A 20,004-nucleotide genomic window follows, 5' to 3' on the forward strand; every position below is an offset into this window, starting at 1 on the left:
GCCCCTCCGGCGTTTGAGGAGCGGGGTCTGGGGCGGAGCCCCAGGGACGATGGGGGTCCCCCCTGCTCGAGCGAAGCCGAGAGCTTGGGGGAGGGTAGGGGCGGAGGGGGCGAAAAAAACCCGCCTCCCAGCGACTGCGACGGTCAACGACGAGCGGGGCGGGGCACCGCCTCGGTGTCCCCGCCCCGCCTGCCGCGCATGCGGCGTACGCGCCCGTCTCAGCCCTCGGACCCGGCCTTGAGCTCCGCCGCCACCAGCTCCGCGATCTGGACCGCGTTCAGCGCGGCGCCCTTGCGGAGGTTGTCGTTGGAGACGAAGAGGGCGAGGCCGTGGTCGGCGGTCTCGTCGGCGCGGATGCGGCCGACGTACGAGGCGTCCTTGCCGGCGGCCTGCAGGGGGGTCGGGATGTCGGAGAGGACGACGCCCGGGGCCCCGGCCAGCAGCTCCGTGGCGCGCTCCACGCTCAGCGGACGCGCGAAGCGGGCGTTCACCTGGAGGGAGTGGCCCGAGAAGACCGGGACGCGCACGCAGGTGCCGGAGACCTTCAGGGCCGGGATCTCCAGGATCTTGCGGGACTCGTTGCGGAGCTTCTGCTCCTCGTCGGTCTCGTTCAGGCCGTCGTCGACGATGGAGCCGGCGAGGGGGAGGACGTTGAAGGCGATGGGGCGCTTGTAGACCTGCGGCTCGGGGAAGTCGACCGCCTCGCCGTCGTGGGTGAGCTTGTCGGCGTCGGCGACGACCTTCAGCGCCTGGCCGTGCAGCTCGGCCACGCCCGCGAGGCCCGAGCCGGAGACCGCCTGGTAGGTGGCGACGACCAGCGCCTCCAGGCCCGCCTCCTCGTGCAGCGGCTTCAGGACCGGCATGGCGGCCATCGTCGTGCAGTTCGGGTTGGCGATGATGCCCTTGGGGCGGTCCGCGATGGCGTGCGGGTTCACCTCGGAGACCACCAGGGGTACGTCCGGGTCCTTGCGCCACGCGGAGGAGTTGTCGATCACGACCGCGCCCTGCGAGGCGACCTTCTCGGCCAGCGCCTTGGAGGTCGCGCCGCCCGCGGAGAAGATGACGATGTCCAGGCCGGAGTAGTCGGCCGTCGCCGCGTCCTCCACGGTCACGCCGTCGAGCACCGTCCCGGCTGAGCGGGCCGAGGCGAACAGGCGCAGCTCGTCGACCGGGAAGTCCCGCTCGACCAGGATCCTGCGCAAGACCGTGCCGACCTGACCGGTGGCTCCGACGATTCCGACCTTCACGGCGACTCCCTTTGCGTGCGTTTTACGTGGTCCAGCGTTTCCATGATGCGTCTGTCCGGTGCCCGCGTGTCCAATCCTTTCGCCTCGCGGACCGAGGAGTGGGACGCCGGGCCGGTCCGCCCGGAGGCGCGATCGTTCGGCGACCGATCGCCCCGATCCGAAGAAAACCGCCTGGCAGCGGCCGGGGACCGCAAGCCGTACTGCGGGCACGTCGTCCCTGGGTCCGCACCGGTGTGACGTACGACTCCGTGCCCGGTCCAGTCGAACACGGGGAGCGGGCGGGTGCTGAGCTGCCAGGGGCCGCAGGCGTGGAGGAGGAGCAGCAGGGGGCCCTCGGGAAGGGGGCAGGTCTCCTGGAGCCTGCCGATCTTGTTGATCAGGAGGTCCCGGGGCCGAAGCCCCGGAGCTCGGTGCCGAGCCGGCGGATCACCGAGAGCGGCTGGACGGACACCGTCCCTTCGTGGTCGGTCTGCACGTCGTCCGGGGCGACGCCTCGCTCCAGGGCAGGCGGCCACGGCGGGGGCGAGAGGAAAAGTGGAGGCCGCAGGTCCGCGAAAGTCCGCCGAACCGGGCCGAACGTTTTGGCCCGCACCGGCGTCGTAGAGGAAACGCGGGAGGGGAGGGGTGGCTGTGCTGCGCAGAAAGGCCCGCCGCGTCCAGGGGGTCGTCCAGGGGGTGGACGACCCCCTGGACGCGGCTCAGGAACGCCGGGTGCGGGCGATACTCGCGCTCGGCGGTGTACCGCAGGCGGACCTGCCGGACGGGGTGCAGCAGGTCCGTCTGCGGTTGCTGGAGCGCGCGGCGAAGGGGGACGAGGCGCCGCGCGACGTGTCCGCGTGGGCGGCGGTCGTCGCGTCGAACCTGGCGATGGACTGGCACCGGGCCAAGCGCCGCCAGGAGCGGCTGGGCGAACGCCTGGCCTCGCTGCGGCAGCTGGAGCACCCCTCCGGCGAGGAGTCCAGCGTGCTCTCGCTCGCCGTCGCGCAGGGCCTGGACGAACTGCCCGACGCCCAGCGCCAGGTTCTCGTCCTGCGTTTCTACGCCGATCTCTCCGTGCGCGGGATAGCCGAGGAGCTCGGCATCCCGGAGGGCACGGTCAAGAGCAGGCTGCACACGGCGGTCCGCGCGCTGCGCGCCCGCCTGCACGAGGACGAGGTGGTGTGACGTGGCCGAATACGAAGGCAGTGCAGCCATGGACGCGCTCCTGGCCGCGATCACGGAAGAGCCACTTCCCGAAGGCGCCCACGACGACGCCGAGTTCATGGCCGAGCACCGCTCGGCGCTGGCGGACGTGGCGCTGCTGCGGGAGCAGCTCGCGGTCATCGGGGACGCGTTGGCGGACCGCAGGGAAGAGACGAAACCGGTCCCGCGACGGACCTCCAGGAAGCGCACCCGCCGTCCGGAACGGGCCCCCAGGAACCGTGGCCGCCGTCCCCTAGCCCTCGCGGTGGGAACCCTCGCCGCGGCCGCCGTGGCCGCGATGGTCGTCGGCATGGGCTGGCTCATCGCGCAGGGCGGGATGGGTGGGGGGGACGACACCGCATCGTCGGCCAAGGCGGACAGCGGAGACAACAAGAACGCGGACTCCTCGCTCAGCGCTCCCGGCTACATCGCCTGTTCCCGGCTCATCGCCGAGGGCACGGTCACCGAGGTCGAGCCGGTCCCCGGCACGGCCCAGGACCGGATCACCCTCGACGTGGACCGCTACTACAAGCCGGCCAAGGGGAAGGACCAGGTCACCTTCGTGATGGACCGGGACGTCGACCCGCGGCTGCGCAAGGACGATCACGTCCTGGTCGGCATCCCGCGCAACTCGGCGTCGCCCGACATCTGGACCACGGGGGAGAAGGACATCGCCCGCGAGCGAGCCTGGATCCTCAAGGCGCTGCCCCGGGCCCAAGGCGTGCGGTGCGAGTGACGCGCGAAAGGGCGGGCGCCCGTTTCCGGACGCCCGCCCCACTGCCGTAGAAGCTATGAAGCTACGGCGTGACCTTCTCGATCTTCACGCTGCCGATGCCCGCGACCGTGCCGTGCGCGTTCACCAGCTGGACCTGGCCGAAGAACTCGCGTCCGGCGGGCGCCGCGGCCGCGGCGGTGACCGAGCCGGACACCGTCGCCGAGTCGCCCGTGCCGAGCTTCACCTGCGCGGACTCGTCGACCGTGACCGTGCCGAGCGAGGACGAGAAGAACACGTCCTGGTAGTCGTACGCGGTCGAGCCCGACGGGACCGAGTAGCCCACGACCTCGATGGTGTACGTCCCGGCGGCGGGCGAGGCGACCGAGACGGCCTCCTCCGAGTCGCCGTCCGCGGACTGTCCGACGACGGTCCCGGCGGCGTTCTTCACCGTCAGGTCGAGGTCGGCGGCCGTGTCGGAGACGTTGCCGATGACGACGTCGAGGGACTTGGCGCCCGCGGGCACCTCGACCGTGGTGGTCTGCGTCGCGCCCTCGGCGATGGTCGGCCGCGCGTTCTTCGAGGAACCGAGCGGGCCGCCCTTCAGGGTGCCGTCGAGCGCGGCGTAGTTGTTCGTCACCTTCCAGGAGGCGGCGGCCGGGGTGCCGACCTTGGCCTCGGGGACGGTCACGACCGCCGGGTCGAAGGCCGCGCCGAGCACGGCGACGTCCAGCTTGTACGGGTTGTCGAGGAGCGGCGACGTACGGCGGGACTCGACCTCGATCTCCCAGACGCCGGCCTGCGGGTCCGCGTACGAACGCACGTCGGGCTTGCAGCCGTTGCCGTCGAGGTAGTTGTTGTAGCAGTACGGGGTGCCGGTGGTGTCGACCGGAGTGCCGTACGGGTGGATCGAGATGAACCGGGTCTGGCTCTTGTCCTTCAGCCCGCTCATCGCGACCTCGAGGGACTTGGCGCCCTCGGGGACGGTCACGAAGTACGACCGCGTGCTGTTGCGCTGCACCGAACTCGACGCGGAGTAGGTGTACTTGACCGGGGTCGAGACGACGACGGTCGACAGGATCTGCTTGTCGATGCCCTCGGTCCTCGGGTCGTCGACCTCGAGGATCGCGCTCTTGATGCCGGCCGAGGACGGCTTGGCGGCGATCTTCACGGTGACCGGCTTGTTCAGCGGCAGGGAGACCTCGTCGGAGCCGACGATGCGGAACGTGCCGGCCGCGTTGTTCTCCAGGTTCAGCTCGTGGCGCAGCGCGCGGTCCGGGCCGGACGTGCGGGTGATGGTCACCTCGTACGTCTTCGACTGACCGGCCTTGAGGCCGCCCTCACGGTCGTAGATGCCGGTGCCGAAGCCCGGCGTCTTCAGCGCGAAGTCGATCGCGGTGTCGACCGGCGCCTTCACGGTGTAGTCGTGGGCGGTGGCGTCGTCCTTGATGGAGTCCCACGCGTCCTCGATGTTGATGAGGCCCGCGCCCTCCTCGTATGCCTGAACACCCTTGATGTGGTCGGCGGTCGAGGTCAGCGCCGTGCGCAGGGTCGCCGGGATGAGGGCGATGCCCTTCTGCTTGGCGGCGGACAGCAGCAGCGCCGAGGCGCCCGCGGCCTGCGGGGACGCCATCGACGTACCCTGCAGCATCGAGTAACCGGCCGGCAGCGAGTAGCCCGCCTCGGCGACCGGGGAGCCCGGCAGCCAGGTCTGCGTGGAGTTGATGGAGGCACCGGGGGCGCTCAGCGTCGGCGTGAAGCCGCCGTCCTCACGCGGGCCGCGCGAGGAGAAGGGCAGCATCGCGTACTCCTTCTCCACCTGCGAGCCGTAGTTGGCGGCCCAGGTCTCCTTGGAGATGCTCGCGCCGACCGAGATGACCTTGTCGGCGAGACCCGGGTCACCGATGGTGTTGGCGCCGGGGCCGGAGTTGCCCGCGGAGATCACCAGCTGCACGCCGTAGGTGTCGATGAGACGCGTGTAGAGCTCGGCGCGCGCGTTGTTGCCGTCGTTGAGCGCGGGCAGACCGCCGATGGACATGTTGACGATGTCCACGCCGCGCTTCGTCACGAGGTCGATCATGCCCTCGGTGAGCGCGACGTTGGTGCAGCCGCCGGTCCAGGTGCAGGCACGCGAGGAGACGATCTTCGCGCCCGGGGCCGCGCCGTTCATCTTGCCGCCGAACAGGCCGTTCGCGGAGGTGATGCCCGCGACGTGCGTGCCGTGCTCGGACTCGATGACACCGATGTTGACGAAGTCGGCCTTCTTGCCGACCCAGTCGCCGCCGAACGGGTCCATCGGGACATCCTTGCGGATCTCCACGACGAACGGCTGGCGCTCGACGACGTCGGTCGACGGGTTGTCGGTGCCGAAGTAGCCGATCTGGTAGCCGTCCTTGTACGGCTTCATCGGCTTGTCGTCGGTGAAGTCGTTGTTGTTGTTCAGGTCGACCGTGACCGTGCCGGCCGCCGCGTCGTAGAGCACGCCCCACACGTCGGTGGTGTCGCCGTCGCGGTTCGCGTCACCCTTGGCGTCGCCGCCCGTGGTCGCGGACTCCCTGAACGTGCTGATCTGGTACGAGCCCGCCGGCGCCGTCCAGGTCTTGCCGCTGTAGGTGAAGGTGGGCCCGGACACCGCGGTGACCATCGCGCGCCAGGTCGCGTCGCCGTCCACGATCGGGTCGGTGGAGGTGACCCAGTCGACGATCTTGCGCTCACCGGTGGTCGTCTTCTGCAGCGCGGGGTGGCCCAGGTCGACACCGGAGTCGAGGATGCCGATGGTGATGCCCCGGCCGTCCGCCTTCGGGTGGTCCTGCACGAAGTCGACGGCGCCCGTCTCGAAGGACGGGTTGTAGGGGTTCTCGGCGGGGGTGCTCTTGCTCGGGCCGGAGTACGTGGCCGTCGAAGTGGCCTGCTCCTTGGCGCCCTTGGCCGTGTCGGCGCTCGGCGCCGGGTCGTCCAGCGCGATCTCCTGGCGCAGGTCGATCCCGTGCACCGAGGACAGCTTCGCGGCGGCGGCGATGGCCGAGTCGGCCTTGCCGGTGGGGACGGTGGCCCGGACGTAACCGAGCTTGTCGTAGGTACGGCCCACGGAGCCGCCCTTGACCGCGTCCAGCTCCTTGGCGACCTGCTCGGTCTGGCCAGGAGCGGTGGCGATCATCATCGTGACGTTCTTGGCGCCGTTGGCCTTGGCCTCGGCGAGGAGGTCGGCGTCGGACGAACCGAGCTTGGCGGCGGCGGACTTGGTGCCCGGGTCGGCCGCTGGGGCGTCCGTACCGGCGTTCGCGTGCGCGTTCGCGGAGAAGGCCATGGGTATCGGCCCGGCCGCGGAGAGCGCGGCCACCAGGCCCGCGGCCACGGCTATGCGGGCCACGCGTCTCGCGCCCGATATCGGGGCGCGCTGAGGGTCGGAGGTCATCTGCATCCCTTGTAGGTAAAGGAACGAGCGCGGAGCGACCGGTCCCGACGTTCCTACGGGGGCCGATCGCGTCAGTCCGGTATGTGGACCCGGATGACCGCTCAGCTTTACCTAAGGGGCAGTTGTTTGGGGAGAGTTGACCGAGGCGGGATGGAGTCATGGCGTAATTCCGCCATGCGTCACGCCAGTGATAGCGCGCTATGGGAGGACATGTCGGTCGGTAGGGATATCCCTCTTTGTCGACTTAACTCTCTTTCGTGCGCGCGTAGTGGCGGGACGCCTTCGCCCGGTTACCGCACGCCGCCATCGAGCACCAGCGGCGAGTGCCGTTCCGTGAGGTGTCGAAGAAGTGCAGGATGCACGAGCCGTGGGCGCAGTGGCGGATGCGGTCGGGGGCGGCGCCCAGCAGCTCCAGGTAGTTACGCGCGGCGAGCCAGGCCGGCCCCCAGGACGGGTCGCTGAACTCGGCGCTCTCGCCCGGCCCTTGGGTGGTCAGCGTCATGCGGACCCGGCCGTGCGCGAGGACGGCGTCGACGCGGTCGGCCGCCTCGTCCAGGGAGCCGTCGACGACGGCGCGCAGGGCGTCACGGGCCTGGAGCACATGTCGCAGGGTGGCGTCGTCGGCCGGGAAGTCGAGCCCGTTCGCGAACAGCCATACCGCCAGCCCCTCGGTGTCCGTCAGCAGATCCTGCACGGCCCCCTCGTGCATCCAGCGCGTATTGAGCAGGTCGAGCGAGACCGGCTCCCCGGTGAGCGGACGCGGGTCGGGTGTGGTGGGCACGGCGGGGCTCCCTTCATGGCTAACCAGTCAAGGTTACGTGACCGGTTGCACTTCTCGATTCTAACCTCTAACCTCCATTACAGAGGTTAGCCCTCGGTAAGGGGGGCACCACTGGCAGAGGGGACCGTCATGACACCGCGCACCGGCCACATCGGCGTGAACGTCACCGACCTCGACCGCTCACTCGCCTTCTACCGGGACGTCCTCGGCTTCGGCGTGATCGGCGAGGGCAAGGAGGAGGAGCGGCGGTACGCGTTCCTGGGGGAGGGCGGCAGTCCGGTCCTCACGCTCTGGCAGCAGGCGCAGCAGTCGTACGACACGGATCGCGCCGGCCTGCACCACCTCGCGCTCGAAGTCGACTCGGTCGACCAGGTCAGGGAGTACGAGACGGCCCTGCGCAGCTACGGCGTCGACTTCGCGTACGAGGGTGTCGTCGCCCACCGTGAGGGCTCCGCCTCGGGCGGCATCTTCTTCCACGACCCCGACGGCACGCGTCTGGAGATCTATGCGCCGAGCGGCGCCGAGGACGCGCCGGTACCGTCCGCGTCGGCGCCGACCTGCGGCTTCTTCTAGGAAACCGACCTGCGGCTTCTTCTGGGAAACCCGTCCCGTCCTCCAAGGAGGGGTGATGACGTACCACTCCGGCTCGCGCGCCGTGCAGGACCGGGTCGGCGTGCGCGACCTCGCCGATCACGTGGGGCAGGCCATCGGAGCGGGCATCCGCCCGGTGGCCGCCGCCTTCCTCGAACTGCAACCCATGCTCGTCCTCGGCGCCGCGGACCCGGAGAGCGGGGCGGTGTGGGCCTCGCTGCTCACCGGGGCGCCCGGTTTCGTCCGGGCCACAGGGCCCCGCCAGATCTCGGTCACGGGCGGGGCCGGACCCGGCGACCCCCTCGCGACCGCGCTCTCCACGGCGGGCACCCCCGTCGGCACCCTCGCGCTCGACCCGCGCACCCGCCGCCGTATGCGCCTCAACGGACGGGCCCGCCCGACACCCCGCGGCCTCGCCGTCGAGGCCGACCAGGTCTTCGCCAACTGCCCGAAGTACCTGCAGAAGAGGGAGGCGTACGAGACGGTCGAGCGCGCGCCGGGCATCCCGCGGCGCGGCGTCGAACTCTCCCCCTCCGAACGGGAGTTCATCGAGGCGGCCGACACCTTCTTCCTCGCCACCGTCCACGCCCACGGGGCCGACGCGAGCCACCGGGGCGGCAACCCCGGATTCGTACGAGTCGACTCGCCCTGCGAGCTTCGGTGGCGCGACTACCCCGGGAACTCCATGTTCCTGACCCTCGGCAACCTGCAGGTCGACCCGCGCGCCGGGCTGCTCTTCCTGGACTGGGACTCCGGTGCGGTGCTCCAGCTCACGGGTACGGCCCGCACGGAGTTCACCGCGGACGGGGAGCGAACCGTCCGCTTCACCCTCAAGGAGGTCATCGCGACATCCGCGGCCAGCCCGCTGCGCTGGTCGGCCCCCGAGTACTCACCGGCCAATCCGTAGCCGCTCGCCGGGAAGTAGGTTCACTACCCCGGAAAATGAACACGGAGTGACCGCCTCCCGGCCGTTCGGGGAGGGGTCGTGGACGCGCAGGGTGTTCCAAGATCCACGTACGGTGATCGGCGCTGCCCGTTGCTGCTCAGTTAACGTGCAGGTCATCCCCGGTGCCAACGATCCAGTGTGAGCGGGGAGTTCGCACGTCGGGCCCCCCGCGACCACTGCCGACGCGTTCGCACTCGGGGAGACCGCGCCATGTCGCGCATACGCTCTGTCGCCACTGCCGCTGCCATGAACCGCCGTACGCTTCTCGCCGCCACCGGGGCGGTGTCCCTCTCCGCGGGAATCGGTCTGGCCCTGCGGCCCGGCTCGGACGCGCACGCCGCGACCGGCCACGCCGGCCAGGCACCCGTCGCCGACTCCCTTGCGCACTCCGGTGCCCAGGCCGGCGGGGTGACCCCGCTGGCCCCCGCCAAGCTCGTTCCGTACGGCCGTGGCACCACGCTGACCAGCGTCGCCACCCCGCGCTCCGGCTCCGGGTACCGGCGGCTCGGCAACGGCCCCGGCTGGCAGCGGGTCGTACGCGACGAGCTGGCCGCGGCCAAGTCGGGCCGGGCCGAGCGGCGCACCGCGCTCGCCGCGTTCGTGCAGCTCACCGACCTGCACCTGATCGACGCCCAGCACCCGCTGCGCCTGGAGTACCTGCGCGCCCAGAACAAGAGCGCCTGGCGCCCGCAGGAGACCCTGACCGTCGCGGGCGCCGTCTCGCTCGTCGAGCGGGTCAACTCGCTGCGGGGAGCGCCCGTCACCGGCTCACCGCTGCACTTCGTCATGACCACCGGGGACAACACGGACAACAACTCCAAGACCGAGCTGGAGTGGTTCCTGAAGGTCATGAGCGGCGGCCGCATCAGCCCCAACAGCGGCGACCCGCGCCACTACGAGGGCGTCCAGGCCAGCGGCCTCAAGACGTACTGGCAGCCCGACGCGGCCCTGCGCGACGCCGACAAGCAGCTCGGCTTCCCGCGCATCGAAGGCTTCCTGGAGGCCGCGATCCGCGAGCTGCGCAGCCCCGGTCTGAAGCTGCCCTGGTACTCCACGGTCGGCAACCACGACGCGCTGCCGCTCGGCTGCTACAACTCGCGCGGCGACTCCTACCTCACCGACTTCGCCGTCGGCGGCAAGAAGCTGATGTCGCTGCCCTCGGCGGAGTGCACCGCCCTGGCGCAGAGCATCAAGGACGGCAGCAGCCCCAAGGGCACGGAGTTCCGGGACCTGCTCAAGGCGCATGCCCGGCAGATGCGCTCGGTCACGCCCGACGAGAACCGCGCCCCCTTCACGCCCGCCGAGTACATCCGCGCGCACCTCGACCCCGCGTACACGGGCCCCGGCCCGATCGGCCACGGATACTCCTCCGCGAACCTCGCCGCGGGCACCCAGTACTACACCTTCCGTATCGCCGAGGACGTCATCGGCGTCAGCCTCGACAGCACCGACCCCGGTGGCCACTACGAGGGCTCCATCGGTACGGCCCAGCTGCGCTGGCTGGAGAAGACGCTGCGCGAGAACAAGGACTCGTACGTCATCGTCTTCAGCCACCACACCAGCAAGACAATGCGCAACCGCCACGCCGACCCGGCCCACCCGAACGAGAAGCGCCACGGCGGCGACGAGGTCATCGCCCTGCTCGCCAGCTTCAGCAACGTCCTGGCCTGGGTGAACGGCCACACCCACAAGAACGAGATCATCCCGCACGCCGCCCCCGACAACCGCTCCTTCTGGGAGATCTGCACCGCCTCTCACGTCGACTTCCCCCAACTCGCCCGCGTCATCGAGCTGGTGGACAACAAGGACGGCACGCTGTCCCTGTTCACGACCCTCATCGAGTCCGCGGCCCCGCACGCCACCGACTTCTCGGACCTCAGCCAGACGGGCCTGGCGGCCCTCTACCGCGAGCTGTCGTTCAACGCGCCGGGGGCCCGCACGGACCTGTCGGGAGCGTCGCGGGACCGCAACACGGAGCTGGTCCTGAAGAAGGGCTGAAACGCGCTCAACTGGCACAAGCGCAGGCAACCTTCGCGCGGGCCCGCCAGGTCCCTCCCCCTGACCGAGTTCACAGGTGAAGGGGGAACGACGTGTCCGTACGTACGGGACTGGTGGCGGCGACCGCGGTGGTGGTGGCCGTGGCGCTGGCGGGACCCGCGGTGGCGGCGCCCGCCAGAGGGGACCACGACCATGGTCATGGTGCGACCCGGCAGGCCATGGACGCCGCTGTGCGGGACGGCGTGCCGGGGGTGACGGCCACGGCGAAGGACGCGCACGGCACCTGGTCCGCCACGTCGGGCGTGGGCAACCTCCGGACCGGTGGGCCGCGCTCGACGGCGGACCACTACCGCGTCGGCAGCATCACCAAGACCTTCGTCTCGACGGTGCTGCTCCAACTGGAGGCGGAGGGACGCCTGTCGCTGGACGACACGGTGGGCAAGTGGCTGCCGGGCGTGGTGCGGGGCAACGGCCACGACGGCCGCCGGATCACCCTCCGCCAACTCCTCAACCACACCAGCGGTATCTACAACTACACGGCGGACGAGACCTTCGGCCGCACGTACTTCCTGAAGGACGGCTTCTTCAAGCACCGCTACGACACGACGACCCCGGAGCAGCTGGTCGCGATCGCCCTGTCCCACAAGCCGGACTTCGCCCCGGGCACGTCCTGGAACTACTCGAACACGAACTACGTAGTGGCCGGCATGGTGATCCAGAAGGTCACCGGCCATGCGTACGCGGACGAGATCGACCGCCGCATCATCAAACCCCTCGGCCTGCACGCGACGTCCGTGCCCGGCACCAGGGTCACGGTCCCGCACCCCAGCAGCCGCGCGTACTCCAAGCTGGCCGAGACGACGACGGGCCCGACGTACGACGTCACGGAGCTGAACCCCTCGCTGGCTTCCTCGGCAGGCGAGATGATCTCCAGCTCCCGGGACCTGAACCGCTTCTACACCGCCCTCCTCCGAGGCAAGCTCCTCCCGCAGCAACAGCTCTCGGAGATGAAGACCACGGTCACGTCCGACGAGCACCCCGACGCCGGCTACGGCCTCGGCCTCATCGACCGCAAGCTCTCCTGCGGCGTCCACGTCTGGGGCCACGACGGCGGCATCCACGGCTCCTCGTCGGCGGCGGTGACGACCGCGGACGGCCGCCACGCCCTCTCCTTCAACTTCAACGGGGACTGGTCGGGGGACAGCGGTGCGGTGATCGAGGCGGAGTTCTGCGGTAAGTAGCCTCAGGCCCCGGCGCCCGCCCCGAAGGTGACATCCGCCGTGGCGACGGTCCCCCCGTTGCGCCCGGGGGCGCTCTGCCACTGCCAGTAGAGGTTGGTGTGGGCGATCACCTGGTCCGGCGACGGGGCGCCGTACTGGGTGAGGTCCTCCGTGGTGTGGGCGTCGCCGACCAGCGTGACGTCGTACCCGCGGACGAAGGCGCCGTGGAGGGTCGAGCGGATGCATACGTCGGTCTGGGCGCCCGTGACGACGAGGCGGCCCACCTCGCGCTCGGCGAGCAGCTTCTCCAGCTCGGTGGCCTCGAACGAGTCGGCGTAGAGCTTGTGGACGAGCGGCTCGGTGTCGGAGCGGACCAGCTCCGGCACGTACTGCCAGCTCTCGCTGTCCCGCTTCAGCTCGTCGTCGGAGTGCTGCACCCAGACCACAGGCACGTCCTCCGTGCGGGCCTTGTCGACCAGGGTGTTGATGTTCGCGATCACGCCGTCGCGGTTGTGGGCGCCTTCCACCACCCCGTTCTGGACGTCGATGACGAGCAGCGCGGTGTTCGGCCGGTCGGGCAGGGTTGTCATGGGGAATCTCCTGTCTCTGGTCTGGCTCTCGTCGTGCGTCGATCCTGTGCGCTCCACGGTAGATCCGGCCACTGACAACGCCCCCGGGCGTTGCCTCGACCCGCTCCCCGGGACCAGGGGGAAATCGGCCATCTTGGGGGCGGGGGATGAGTCAATTCCACTTCCGCTTCACAGGTTTCACACAGATTGGCTTCTGATGGCCATGCCCGGAGTTCGCGTGTGGGCCAATTCCACTTCCGGGGGCGCTTTCCCGCCATGGGCTATGCGCGTCCCCAATTTTCCTTGTTTCTCCTGTTCCTGCTGTGGCTACAGTGACCGGGCGCTCGACGGCCCTGACCAAGCCGTATCCGAGTGAGCGCTTAAACGGGGGCGTTCTCGCGCCTCTCCCGCATGCCCGAAATCCGCTGAGAGGAAGTCGTGAGAAAAACACGCCTGCTTATTCCGTCTCTCGCCGCCGCGCTGCTCGCCATCCCGGCGGCCGCGGCCTCCCCGGCCTCGGCCGCCGTCTCGCCGGTCGCCCCGACGCATCGCTGCTACGACGGCATGGCCTGCTTCTACTACAACAGCAACCAGCAGGGCGCCCTGGCCACCATCGGGAACGGCGGCTACAACCTGGACGCCCAGGTCTTCAAGCCCGGCTCCGGGCCGGGCGCGGGCACGCTCCTTGAGGACCACGCCGCCTCGTGGGACAGCCGGACCCGCAACCTCGCGTTCTGCGTGCACCGCGACCGCTGGTGGAAGGGCCCCTACAACTCGCTCAAGCCGCAGAGCCGCAAGAACCTCAGCTCGGCGCTGAAGAACAAGAACTCGTCGACGAACTGGTACCCCCGCCACGAGGACGGCACCAGCCACTGAGTTCAGCCGGCCAACCGAGCCACTGAGCGGGAAAGGAAGCCCCCCACCCATGCGTACAAGAACCGCATCCATAGCCGCCGCGGCCGCCGTCGCCGCGCTCGCCCTCTCCGCCTGCGCGGGACAGAACACCGAGTCCAAGAGCAACAGCGGTACGCAGGCCGGCACGAAGGTGCAGGGCGCACCCGTCCGCGCCGTCGCCGACATGAGCCTCCCCCTGGACGCCTACCAGCTCTCGCCCGAGGAGTACGAGAAGAGCCAGCAGGCCACCTGGGCGCTGGTGAATCCGTGCATGAACGACCTCGGCTTCAAGGACTTCACCTTCAAGCCCGCGCCCGTCGCCGACGGCCTCGAAGACCACGAGGACCTCCGCTACGGCACCTACAACATCACCGAGGCCGGCAAGTACGGCTACCGGCCGGCCTTCACGCAGTCCTCCTCCCTCGCCGCCCGCAGTGGCGAAGTGGGCGGCAAGGAACCGAAGTTCACCGCCGAGGAGGAGGCCGCGCTCGACGGCGTCTCCGCCGAGCGCACCGGCGGTGCCCTGAAGCGGGTGACGAAGACCGCGGCGGGGGAGACGATCCCGAAGGACGGCTGCTACGGCCAGGCCCTCGGCAAGGTCACCGACGGCAAGGCCGACACCTACCTCAACGACACCCTCGTGGAGGAGCTGGACGGCCAGTCGTACGAGAAGTCCCTCACCGAACCGAAGACGCAGGCCGCCTTCGCCTCGTGGTCGGCGTGCATGAAGCAGAAGGGGTTCTCGTACAAGTCGCCGATCGACGCGAACAACGACCCCCGGTGGACGGGTGACACACCGTCGAAGGATGAGATCGCGACGGCCACGGCCGATGCCCAGTGCAAGGAGAAGACCAGCCTGCTCACCGTCTGGCACAGTGCGGAGGCCGGCATCCAGAAGAACCTGATCGCCGCGCACTCCGACGAGCTGGCGTCCGTGCGCGCGGTGAAGGTCGCCACCGTCGCCAACAGCGACAAGGCGCTGTAGCCCCTGTAGCCCGCCCGTATGTGAGGAGGGGCCCGCGCGACGATCTCGCGGGCCCCTCCTCTCCCTTCCCCATACCGACCTGGTCCGTCACTACCGGGGCAGCACCACGACATACGCCGCGGGATCGCGGTCGTTCGCGGCCATCAGCGCGGTGCGGACGACCGTGGCCTGCTGCGCCATCGCCTCGCGGAGCTTCTTCGGAGTGATGTAGACGACGGTGATGCCCAGCCGCTCCAGGTGTTCGCGCTTGCGGGCGTACTCCGACCAGAGGGCGTCCTCGTCCTGGCGGGGGGCGCGGGTGTCCAGCTCCACCGCCACCGCCTGCTCCGGCCAGTACGCGTCCAGGCCGCCCAGGTGGGGGCCGCCGGGCAGCCGCAGGTCCACGTTCCACACGGGGTCGGGCAGGCCGTACTCGCGGACCATGCGGTAGAGGCGGTCCTCGGCGAGGGCGCGGCCCTCGGCCAGGAGGGAGTCGACCGCGTCCACCACGTGCGGGCGGTTGAGCAGCCGGGCCTGCGTCAACTCCCGTACTACGGCGGCCGGTTCGCAGTGGCCGCCGCGTACCGCCTCCGTCAGCAGCCTGCGTACGGCGCCCGCGTCGGCCAGTTCCGCGACCGCGTCGGCGAGGGCGCGCGGGACGGGGGCGACCGGGACGCCGGTGACGTGGGCGGGGGCCGGCAGGGACGGCGTACGGACGATGCGGGCGAAGCCGTTCGAGCGGAGCCGGCGCATACGGGGGACCAGGACATCGATCCTGTTGAGGGAGAGCAGCGGCGGGGCCGCCGAGAAGCCGTGCAGGGTCAGCGCCGCCAGGCCCGTGATCAGCGCGTCCGTGTAGGGCTGGGGGGCGTGCGGTTCCTCGGCGCCGGGCTGGGCGGGGATGGCGGTGGCCGGGCCGGGCACGGGGGAGCGGGCGGCGTACAGCAGGACCGCGTGCAGGCGCTCCTCGGAGGTGGGCGGGCCCGGGTGGAGGAGGTAGACGCCCGGGAGGATCTGCTGCCAGGGGCCGCCGGGCCGGCACTGCTCGTTCGTCTCGGCGGTGGTCACGCCGTGGGCGCGCAGCTGGGCGGTGGTCAGCACCCGGTGCCGTACGTCGGACAGGTGGCGGAGGGGGCGGGGGGAGAGCGGGGTGTTGTGGTTCATGACCCGGGGTTTCCCGCACCGGATCCGCTCTCTAACCGCTGTTACACGCCCGTCGACAAATCTGGACAAGACCGTCCTAAAGTACGGGCGTTCGATTGCCGAAAGGCGCTGGTCCGGATGGGGAGTAATAGGGGTTACGGCTCTGAATACCTGTATTTCGTAACCACTGGGCGACCGGACGGATGGGGGCACCGGCAGCCCGGTGCCCCCACGCGGCAGGCAGTGCCGGCGCGCCGTCGCCACCCGGCGAGCAGCGCCGGCGCGCTGTTGTCATTCGGCGAGCAGCGTCAGCCCGCCCCCCGCCACATCGCATGCCTGCCCGCGCAGCGCCCGCGCCAGATCGTCGCGCGCCTCCAGAACCAGCCGTCGCAGCGCGGGGGCCGCCCCCTCGTGCGCCGTCAGCCACGCGGACGTCGCGTCCAGCGTCTCCTGAGAGTCCTTGAGGGCGGGGAACAGCCCCTTCACCACGTCCATGCCGATCTGGATGGACCGCTCCGCCCAGACCCGCTCGATCGCGGCGAAGTACTTCGCGGCGTACGGCGCGAGCAGCTCCCGCTGGGACGGCTGCGTGAACCCGGCGATGGTCGCCTCGACGAGCGCGTTCGACAGCGCGTCGGACTCGACCACGGCCGCCCAGGACTGCGCCTTGACCGCCGCCGAGGGGCGGGCGGCGAGGCAGCGGACCTGGTGGCGCTTGCCGGACGCCGTGTCGTCGCGGGCGAGTTCGGCCGCGAGCGCGGCCTCGTCGGCGACTCCGTGCGCGGCGAGGGGCTCCAGGAAGGCCCAGCGCAGCTCCTGGTCGACATCGAGCCCGTCGATCTTCGCGGTGCCCTCCAACAGGCCCTGCAGCAGCTGGAGATCGGCATCGGCAGACGCCACCGTCGCGAAGAAACGCGCCCACGTCAGCTGGTGCTGGCTGCCCGGCCCGGCGAGCCGCAGCTCCCGCAGCGCGCCCTCGGCGAGCAGGCGCCCGCCCTCCTCGCGCCAGTCCGGCGCCGCGTAGTACGTGAGCGCCGAGTTGGCCCAGGCGTGCAGCATCTGGAGCACACCGATGTCGGACTCGCGCCCCGCGAAACGCAGCACCAGGCCGATGAAGTCACGGGCGGGCATGAGCGCGTCGCGTGTGAGGTTCCACAGCGCCGACCAGCACAGGGCGCGCGCCAACGGGTCGGTGATCTCACCGAGTCGCTCCCGCAGCGTGGCCAACGAGCCCTCGTCGAAGCGGATCTTGCAGTACGTCAGATCGTCGTCGTTGACCAGGACGAGTTCGGGGGCGTCGGCGCCGACCAGCTCGCCGACGACCGTACGCGGGCCGTCGACGTCGATCTCGGCGCGCGCGTACCGCTCCAGCGTGCCCTCGGGCGTGCGCCGGTACAGGCCCACCGCCACGCGGTGCGGGCGCAGTTCGGGGTGCGACTCGGCGGCCTCCTGGAGGATCGCCAGCTCGGTGACGCGCCCCTCGGAGCTCAGGATCACCTGCGGCGTGAGGGAGTTGACGCCGGCGGTCTGCAGCCAGGACCGCGCCCACGCGGCCATGTCCCGCCCGCTCGTCTCCTCCAGGACCGCCAGCAGGTCGTCCAGGCGCGTGTTGCCGTAGGCGTGCCGCTTGAAGTAGCGGCGTGCGCCCTCCAGGAAGGCGTCCTGCCCGACGTACGCGACGAGCTGCTTGAGCACGCTCGCGCCCTTGGCGTACGTGATGCCGTCGAAGTTGAGCTTGGCGTCCTGGAGGTCGTGGATGTCGGCCGTGATCGGGTGGGTGGAGGGCAGCTGGTCCGCGCGGTACGCCCACGCCTTGCGGCGGTTGGCGAAGGTGATCCAGCCGTCCTTGAAGCGGGTCGCGCCGACCAGCGAGAACGCGCCCATGAAGTCCGCGAAGGACTCCTTGAGCCACAGGTCGTCCCACCACTCCATGGTGACGAGGTCGCCGAACCACATGTGCGCCATCTCGTGCAGGATGACGTTCGCCCGGCCCTCGTACGACGCCTGCGTCACCTTGCCGCGGAAGATGAACTCCTCGCGGAAGGTGACGAGTCCGGGGTTCTCCATCGCGCCGAGGTTGTACTCGGGCACGAACGCCTGGTCGTACTTCCCGAACGGGTACGGGTAGTCGAAGTGGTCGTGGAAGAAGTCCAGCCCCTGCTTGGTCACCAGGAACACGTCGTCGGAGTCGAAGTGGGGTGCCAGGCCCTTGCGGCACATCGCGCCGAGCGGGATCTCCAGCGTCGTTCCGTCGTCGAACGTGCGGGAGTAGGAGTCGGTCACATAGTGGTACGGGCCCGCCACGACCGCCGTGATGTACGTCGAGATCGGCTTCGTCTCGGCGAACCGCCAGACGCCGTCAGTGAGTTCACCGACGCCGTTGCTCCAGACCGTCCACCCCTCCGGGGCCTGCACCTCGAAGCGGAAGGGCGCCTTGAGGTCCGGCTGCTCGAAGTTCGCGAAGACGCGCCGGGCGTCGGCGGGCTCGTACTGCGTGTACAGGTACACCTCGCCGTCCTCGGGGTCGACGAAGCGGTGCATGCCCTCGCCGGTGCGGGAGTAGGCGCACTGGGCGTCGACCACGAGTTCGTTGTCGGTGGCGAGGTCCTCCAGCGCGATCCTCGATCCGTCGAAGACCTCGCTCGGGTCCAGGTCCTTCCCGTTGAGTGAGACGGCGGTCACACTCGGCGCGATCAGATCGGCGAAGCCGGCGGCGCCCGGCTCGGCGCAGCGGAAGCGGAGGGTCGTGACCGAGCGGAACGTGCGCGGCGCGGCGGCAGCCCCATCGGGCTCCGTCTCACCGACGGCTGAGCGCAGGTCGAGGGAGACCTCGTAGCTGTCGACGGACAGGAGCGCCGCCCGCTCCTGGGCCTCGTCGCGGGACAGATTCTCACCGGGCACGGGCGCACTCCTTCGTGGCAGGTCGGGCAGGTCGGCAGGTGGGGCAGGTCAGGCAGGTCGGTACAGGGCCGATCCTGCCATGTGCCCCTGACGCCGGACACCGGGAATGGGGCGGGCGACCGTCGGTGTTGGCTGGGGAAAGACCACCTTCCGAGGAGAGCCATGCCCGAGCAGACCGCTCAGACCGTTCAGACCAGCTCCGGCAAGACCCCCGTCGACTTCTGGTTCGACCCGCTGTGCCCCTGGGCCTGGATGACCTCGCGCTGGGTCCTGGAAGTGGAGAAGGTCCGGGACATCGAGGTCCGCTGGCACATCATGAGCCTCGCCGTACTGAACGAGCCCAAGCTGGACGAGCTTCCCGAGGAGTACCGGGAGCTGCTGTCCACCAAGGCCTGGGCCCCGGTCCGCGTGGTCACCGCCGCCTGGCAGAAGCACGGAGACGACGTCCTCGGCCCGCTCTACACCGCGCTCGGCACCCGCTTCCACAACCAGGGCGAGGGTCCGACCCGCGAGGCGATCGTCGCCGCGCTCGACGAGGTCGGCCTCCCGGCGGACCTGATCGACTACGCCGACCAGGAGGACTTCGAGTTCGACGCCGAGCTGCGCGCCTCCCACAAGGAGGGCATAGACAAGGTCGGCCAGGACGTCGGCACCCCGGTCATCGCCGTCCCCGGCGCCGACGGCGAGCAGCTCGCCTTCTTCGGCCCGGTCGTCACCCCGGCCCCCAAGGGCGAGGATGCCGCCAAGCTCTGGGACGGCACGCTCCTCGTCGCCTCGGTGCCGGGCTTCTACGAGATCAAGCGGTCGCGGACGGCGGGCCCGGACTTCAGCAACCTGTAGGTCTCACGGCGTATCTCACGGCGTACAGCTCTCAGTCGGCGTACAGCGCGGACAGTCGGGGGAGCCGGCGTGACCGCTCCTCCTCGTCGTCGAAGTCGAAGCCCCAGGACGGATCGAGATCCGGATACCGGATCGTGAAGCTGTCCTGGGGCGGCTCCTCGCCCGTCGCCGTCCGATACGCGTCCCAGGCGATGCCCAGCGCGTCCTCGCACTCCATCTCCATCCAGTCCTCCGCGGCCTCCCGCACGACCGGCAGCTCCGCGAGCGCGTCCGGATCGGCCACGGCCTGCTCGAACACCTCGCGCCCCTGCAGGATCAGCCAGCCGCGGAAGTAGTCGAAGCCGTCGTCGGAGCAGCCGCCGTTGATCAGGTAGGCGGCGGCCCACAGCGGAGCGCGGTACGACTGCGCCATCAGGTCCCAGAAGACCTGCTGGGCGGCGAGTATCTCCTCGACCGGCCGCGCGGCCAGCACCTCGGTCGCCCGCGCGGCGACCGCTTCGCCGTCCGTCGGGTCGGCTGCCTGCTTGCGTGCGTCCTCGACGAGGCGCCAGAACTCTCCGGTGTCCATGCCTGAAGCGTGCCAGGAGGGTCTGACAACGGG

Annotated in this window: 16 protein-coding genes; 9 read left to right on the forward strand and 7 right to left on the reverse strand. The window is 70.4% G+C overall.

Features of this window, described 5'->3' with window-relative positions; genetic code table 11:
• Positions 1-218: 218 nt before the first annotated feature.
• Positions 219-1,247: an aspartate-semialdehyde dehydrogenase gene (locus ACFY0T_RS45140; protein ID WP_388884371.1), complete on the reverse strand. Its 1,029-nt coding sequence runs from the start codon at positions 1,245-1,247 to the stop codon at positions 219-221.
• 624 nt (positions 1,248-1,871) lie between these two features.
• Here ACFY0T_RS45140 and ACFY0T_RS45145 point away from each other — a divergent pair.
• Positions 1,872-2,411, forward strand: coding sequence for an RNA polymerase sigma factor (locus ACFY0T_RS45145; protein ID WP_388884372.1), 540 nt, complete (start codon positions 1,872-1,874; stop codon positions 2,409-2,411).
• 1 nt (position 2,412) lies between these two features.
• Complete coding sequence (locus ACFY0T_RS45150; RefSeq protein WP_388884373.1) at positions 2,413-3,165, forward strand: hypothetical protein; 753 nt, start codon at positions 2,413-2,415, stop codon at positions 3,163-3,165.
• Positions 3,166-3,226: 61 nt separating this feature from the next.
• Here ACFY0T_RS45150 and ACFY0T_RS45155 read toward each other — a convergent pair whose 3' ends face one another.
• Both ACFY0T_RS45155 and ACFY0T_RS45160 read right to left on the reverse strand, forming a co-directional pair.
• A complete protein-coding gene (locus tag ACFY0T_RS45155; RefSeq protein WP_388884374.1) occupies positions 3,227-6,556 on the reverse strand; it encodes a S8 family serine peptidase in 3,330 nt (1,109 codons plus the stop codon).
• A 244-nt stretch (positions 6,557-6,800) separates the two neighbouring features.
• Positions 6,801-7,337 carry a CGNR zinc finger domain-containing protein gene (locus tag ACFY0T_RS45160; protein ID WP_388884375.1) on the reverse strand — a complete coding sequence of 179 codons (537 nt, stop codon included), beginning with the start codon at positions 7,335-7,337 and terminating at the stop codon, positions 6,801-6,803.
• Positions 7,338-7,466: 129 nt separating this feature from the next.
• Between ACFY0T_RS45160 and ACFY0T_RS45165 the strand changes: the two genes are divergently transcribed.
• The 4 genes from ACFY0T_RS45165 to ACFY0T_RS45180 all read left to right on the forward strand — a co-directional run bounded on the left by ACFY0T_RS45165 (position 7,467) and on the right by ACFY0T_RS45180 (position 12,113).
• Positions 7,467-7,910, forward strand: coding sequence for a VOC family protein (locus ACFY0T_RS45165; protein ID WP_388884376.1), 444 nt, complete (start codon positions 7,467-7,469; stop codon positions 7,908-7,910).
• Positions 7,911-7,965: 55 nt separating this feature from the next.
• Entirely contained in the window at positions 7,966-8,835 is an 870-nt protein-coding gene (locus ACFY0T_RS45170; protein ID WP_388884377.1) for a pyridoxamine 5'-phosphate oxidase family protein, read from the forward strand.
• Between the two features lie 249 nt (positions 8,836-9,084).
• On the forward strand, positions 9,085-10,872 hold the full coding sequence (locus ACFY0T_RS45175) for a TIGR03767 family metallophosphoesterase (protein ID WP_388884378.1): 1,788 nt from the start codon (positions 9,085-9,087) through the stop codon (positions 10,870-10,872).
• Positions 10,873-10,964: 92 nt separating this feature from the next.
• A complete protein-coding gene (locus ACFY0T_RS45180; protein ID WP_388884379.1) occupies positions 10,965-12,113 on the forward strand; it encodes a serine hydrolase domain-containing protein in 1,149 nt (382 codons plus the stop codon).
• A gap of 2 nt (positions 12,114-12,115) precedes the next feature.
• Here ACFY0T_RS45180 and ACFY0T_RS45185 read toward each other — a convergent pair whose 3' ends face one another.
• Positions 12,116-12,682, reverse strand: a complete 567-nt coding sequence (locus ACFY0T_RS45185) for a cysteine hydrolase family protein (RefSeq protein WP_388884380.1) — start codon at positions 12,680-12,682, stop codon at positions 12,116-12,118.
• Between the two features lie 417 nt (positions 12,683-13,099).
• On the opposite strand from ACFY0T_RS45185, the gene ACFY0T_RS45190 reads away from it, so the two are divergent.
• Together ACFY0T_RS45190 and ACFY0T_RS45195 are read left to right on the forward strand one after the other, a co-directional pair.
• On the forward strand, positions 13,100-13,537 hold the full coding sequence (locus tag ACFY0T_RS45190) for a hypothetical protein (RefSeq protein ID WP_388884381.1): 438 nt from the start codon (positions 13,100-13,102) through the stop codon (positions 13,535-13,537).
• Positions 13,538-13,586: 49 nt separating this feature from the next.
• Positions 13,587-14,540: a hypothetical protein gene (locus ACFY0T_RS45195; RefSeq protein WP_388884382.1), complete on the forward strand. Its 954-nt coding sequence runs from the start codon at positions 13,587-13,589 to the stop codon at positions 14,538-14,540.
• Between the two features lie 90 nt (positions 14,541-14,630).
• Here ACFY0T_RS45195 and ACFY0T_RS45200 read toward each other — a convergent pair whose 3' ends face one another.
• The gene (locus tag ACFY0T_RS45200) at positions 14,631-15,683 is read right to left on the reverse strand and encodes a hypothetical protein (RefSeq protein ID WP_388884383.1); all 1,053 of its coding nucleotides are present in this window, start codon (positions 15,681-15,683) and stop codon (positions 14,631-14,633) included.
• Positions 15,684-15,953: 270 nt separating this feature from the next.
• The gene (gene pepN, locus ACFY0T_RS45205) at positions 15,954-18,563 is read right to left on the reverse strand and encodes an aminopeptidase N (RefSeq protein WP_388884384.1); all 2,610 of its coding nucleotides are present in this window, start codon (positions 18,561-18,563) and stop codon (positions 15,954-15,956) included.
• A gap of 162 nt (positions 18,564-18,725) precedes the next feature.
• Between pepN and ACFY0T_RS45210 the strand changes: the two genes are divergently transcribed.
• A complete protein-coding gene (locus tag ACFY0T_RS45210; RefSeq protein WP_388884385.1) occupies positions 18,726-19,403 on the forward strand; it encodes a DsbA family protein in 678 nt (225 codons plus the stop codon).
• Between the two features lie 31 nt (positions 19,404-19,434).
• Here the strand turns inward: ACFY0T_RS45210 and ACFY0T_RS45215 are convergent, their stop codons facing one another.
• Positions 19,435-19,971: a DUF4240 domain-containing protein gene (locus tag ACFY0T_RS45215; RefSeq protein WP_388884386.1), complete on the reverse strand. Its 537-nt coding sequence runs from the start codon at positions 19,969-19,971 to the stop codon at positions 19,435-19,437.
• Positions 19,972-20,004 lie beyond the last annotated feature (33 nt).

Origin of the sequence: Streptomyces sp. NPDC001530 (assembly GCF_042894545.1) — a bacterium.
Lineage (GTDB): Bacteria > Actinomycetota > Actinomycetes > Streptomycetales > Streptomycetaceae > Streptomyces.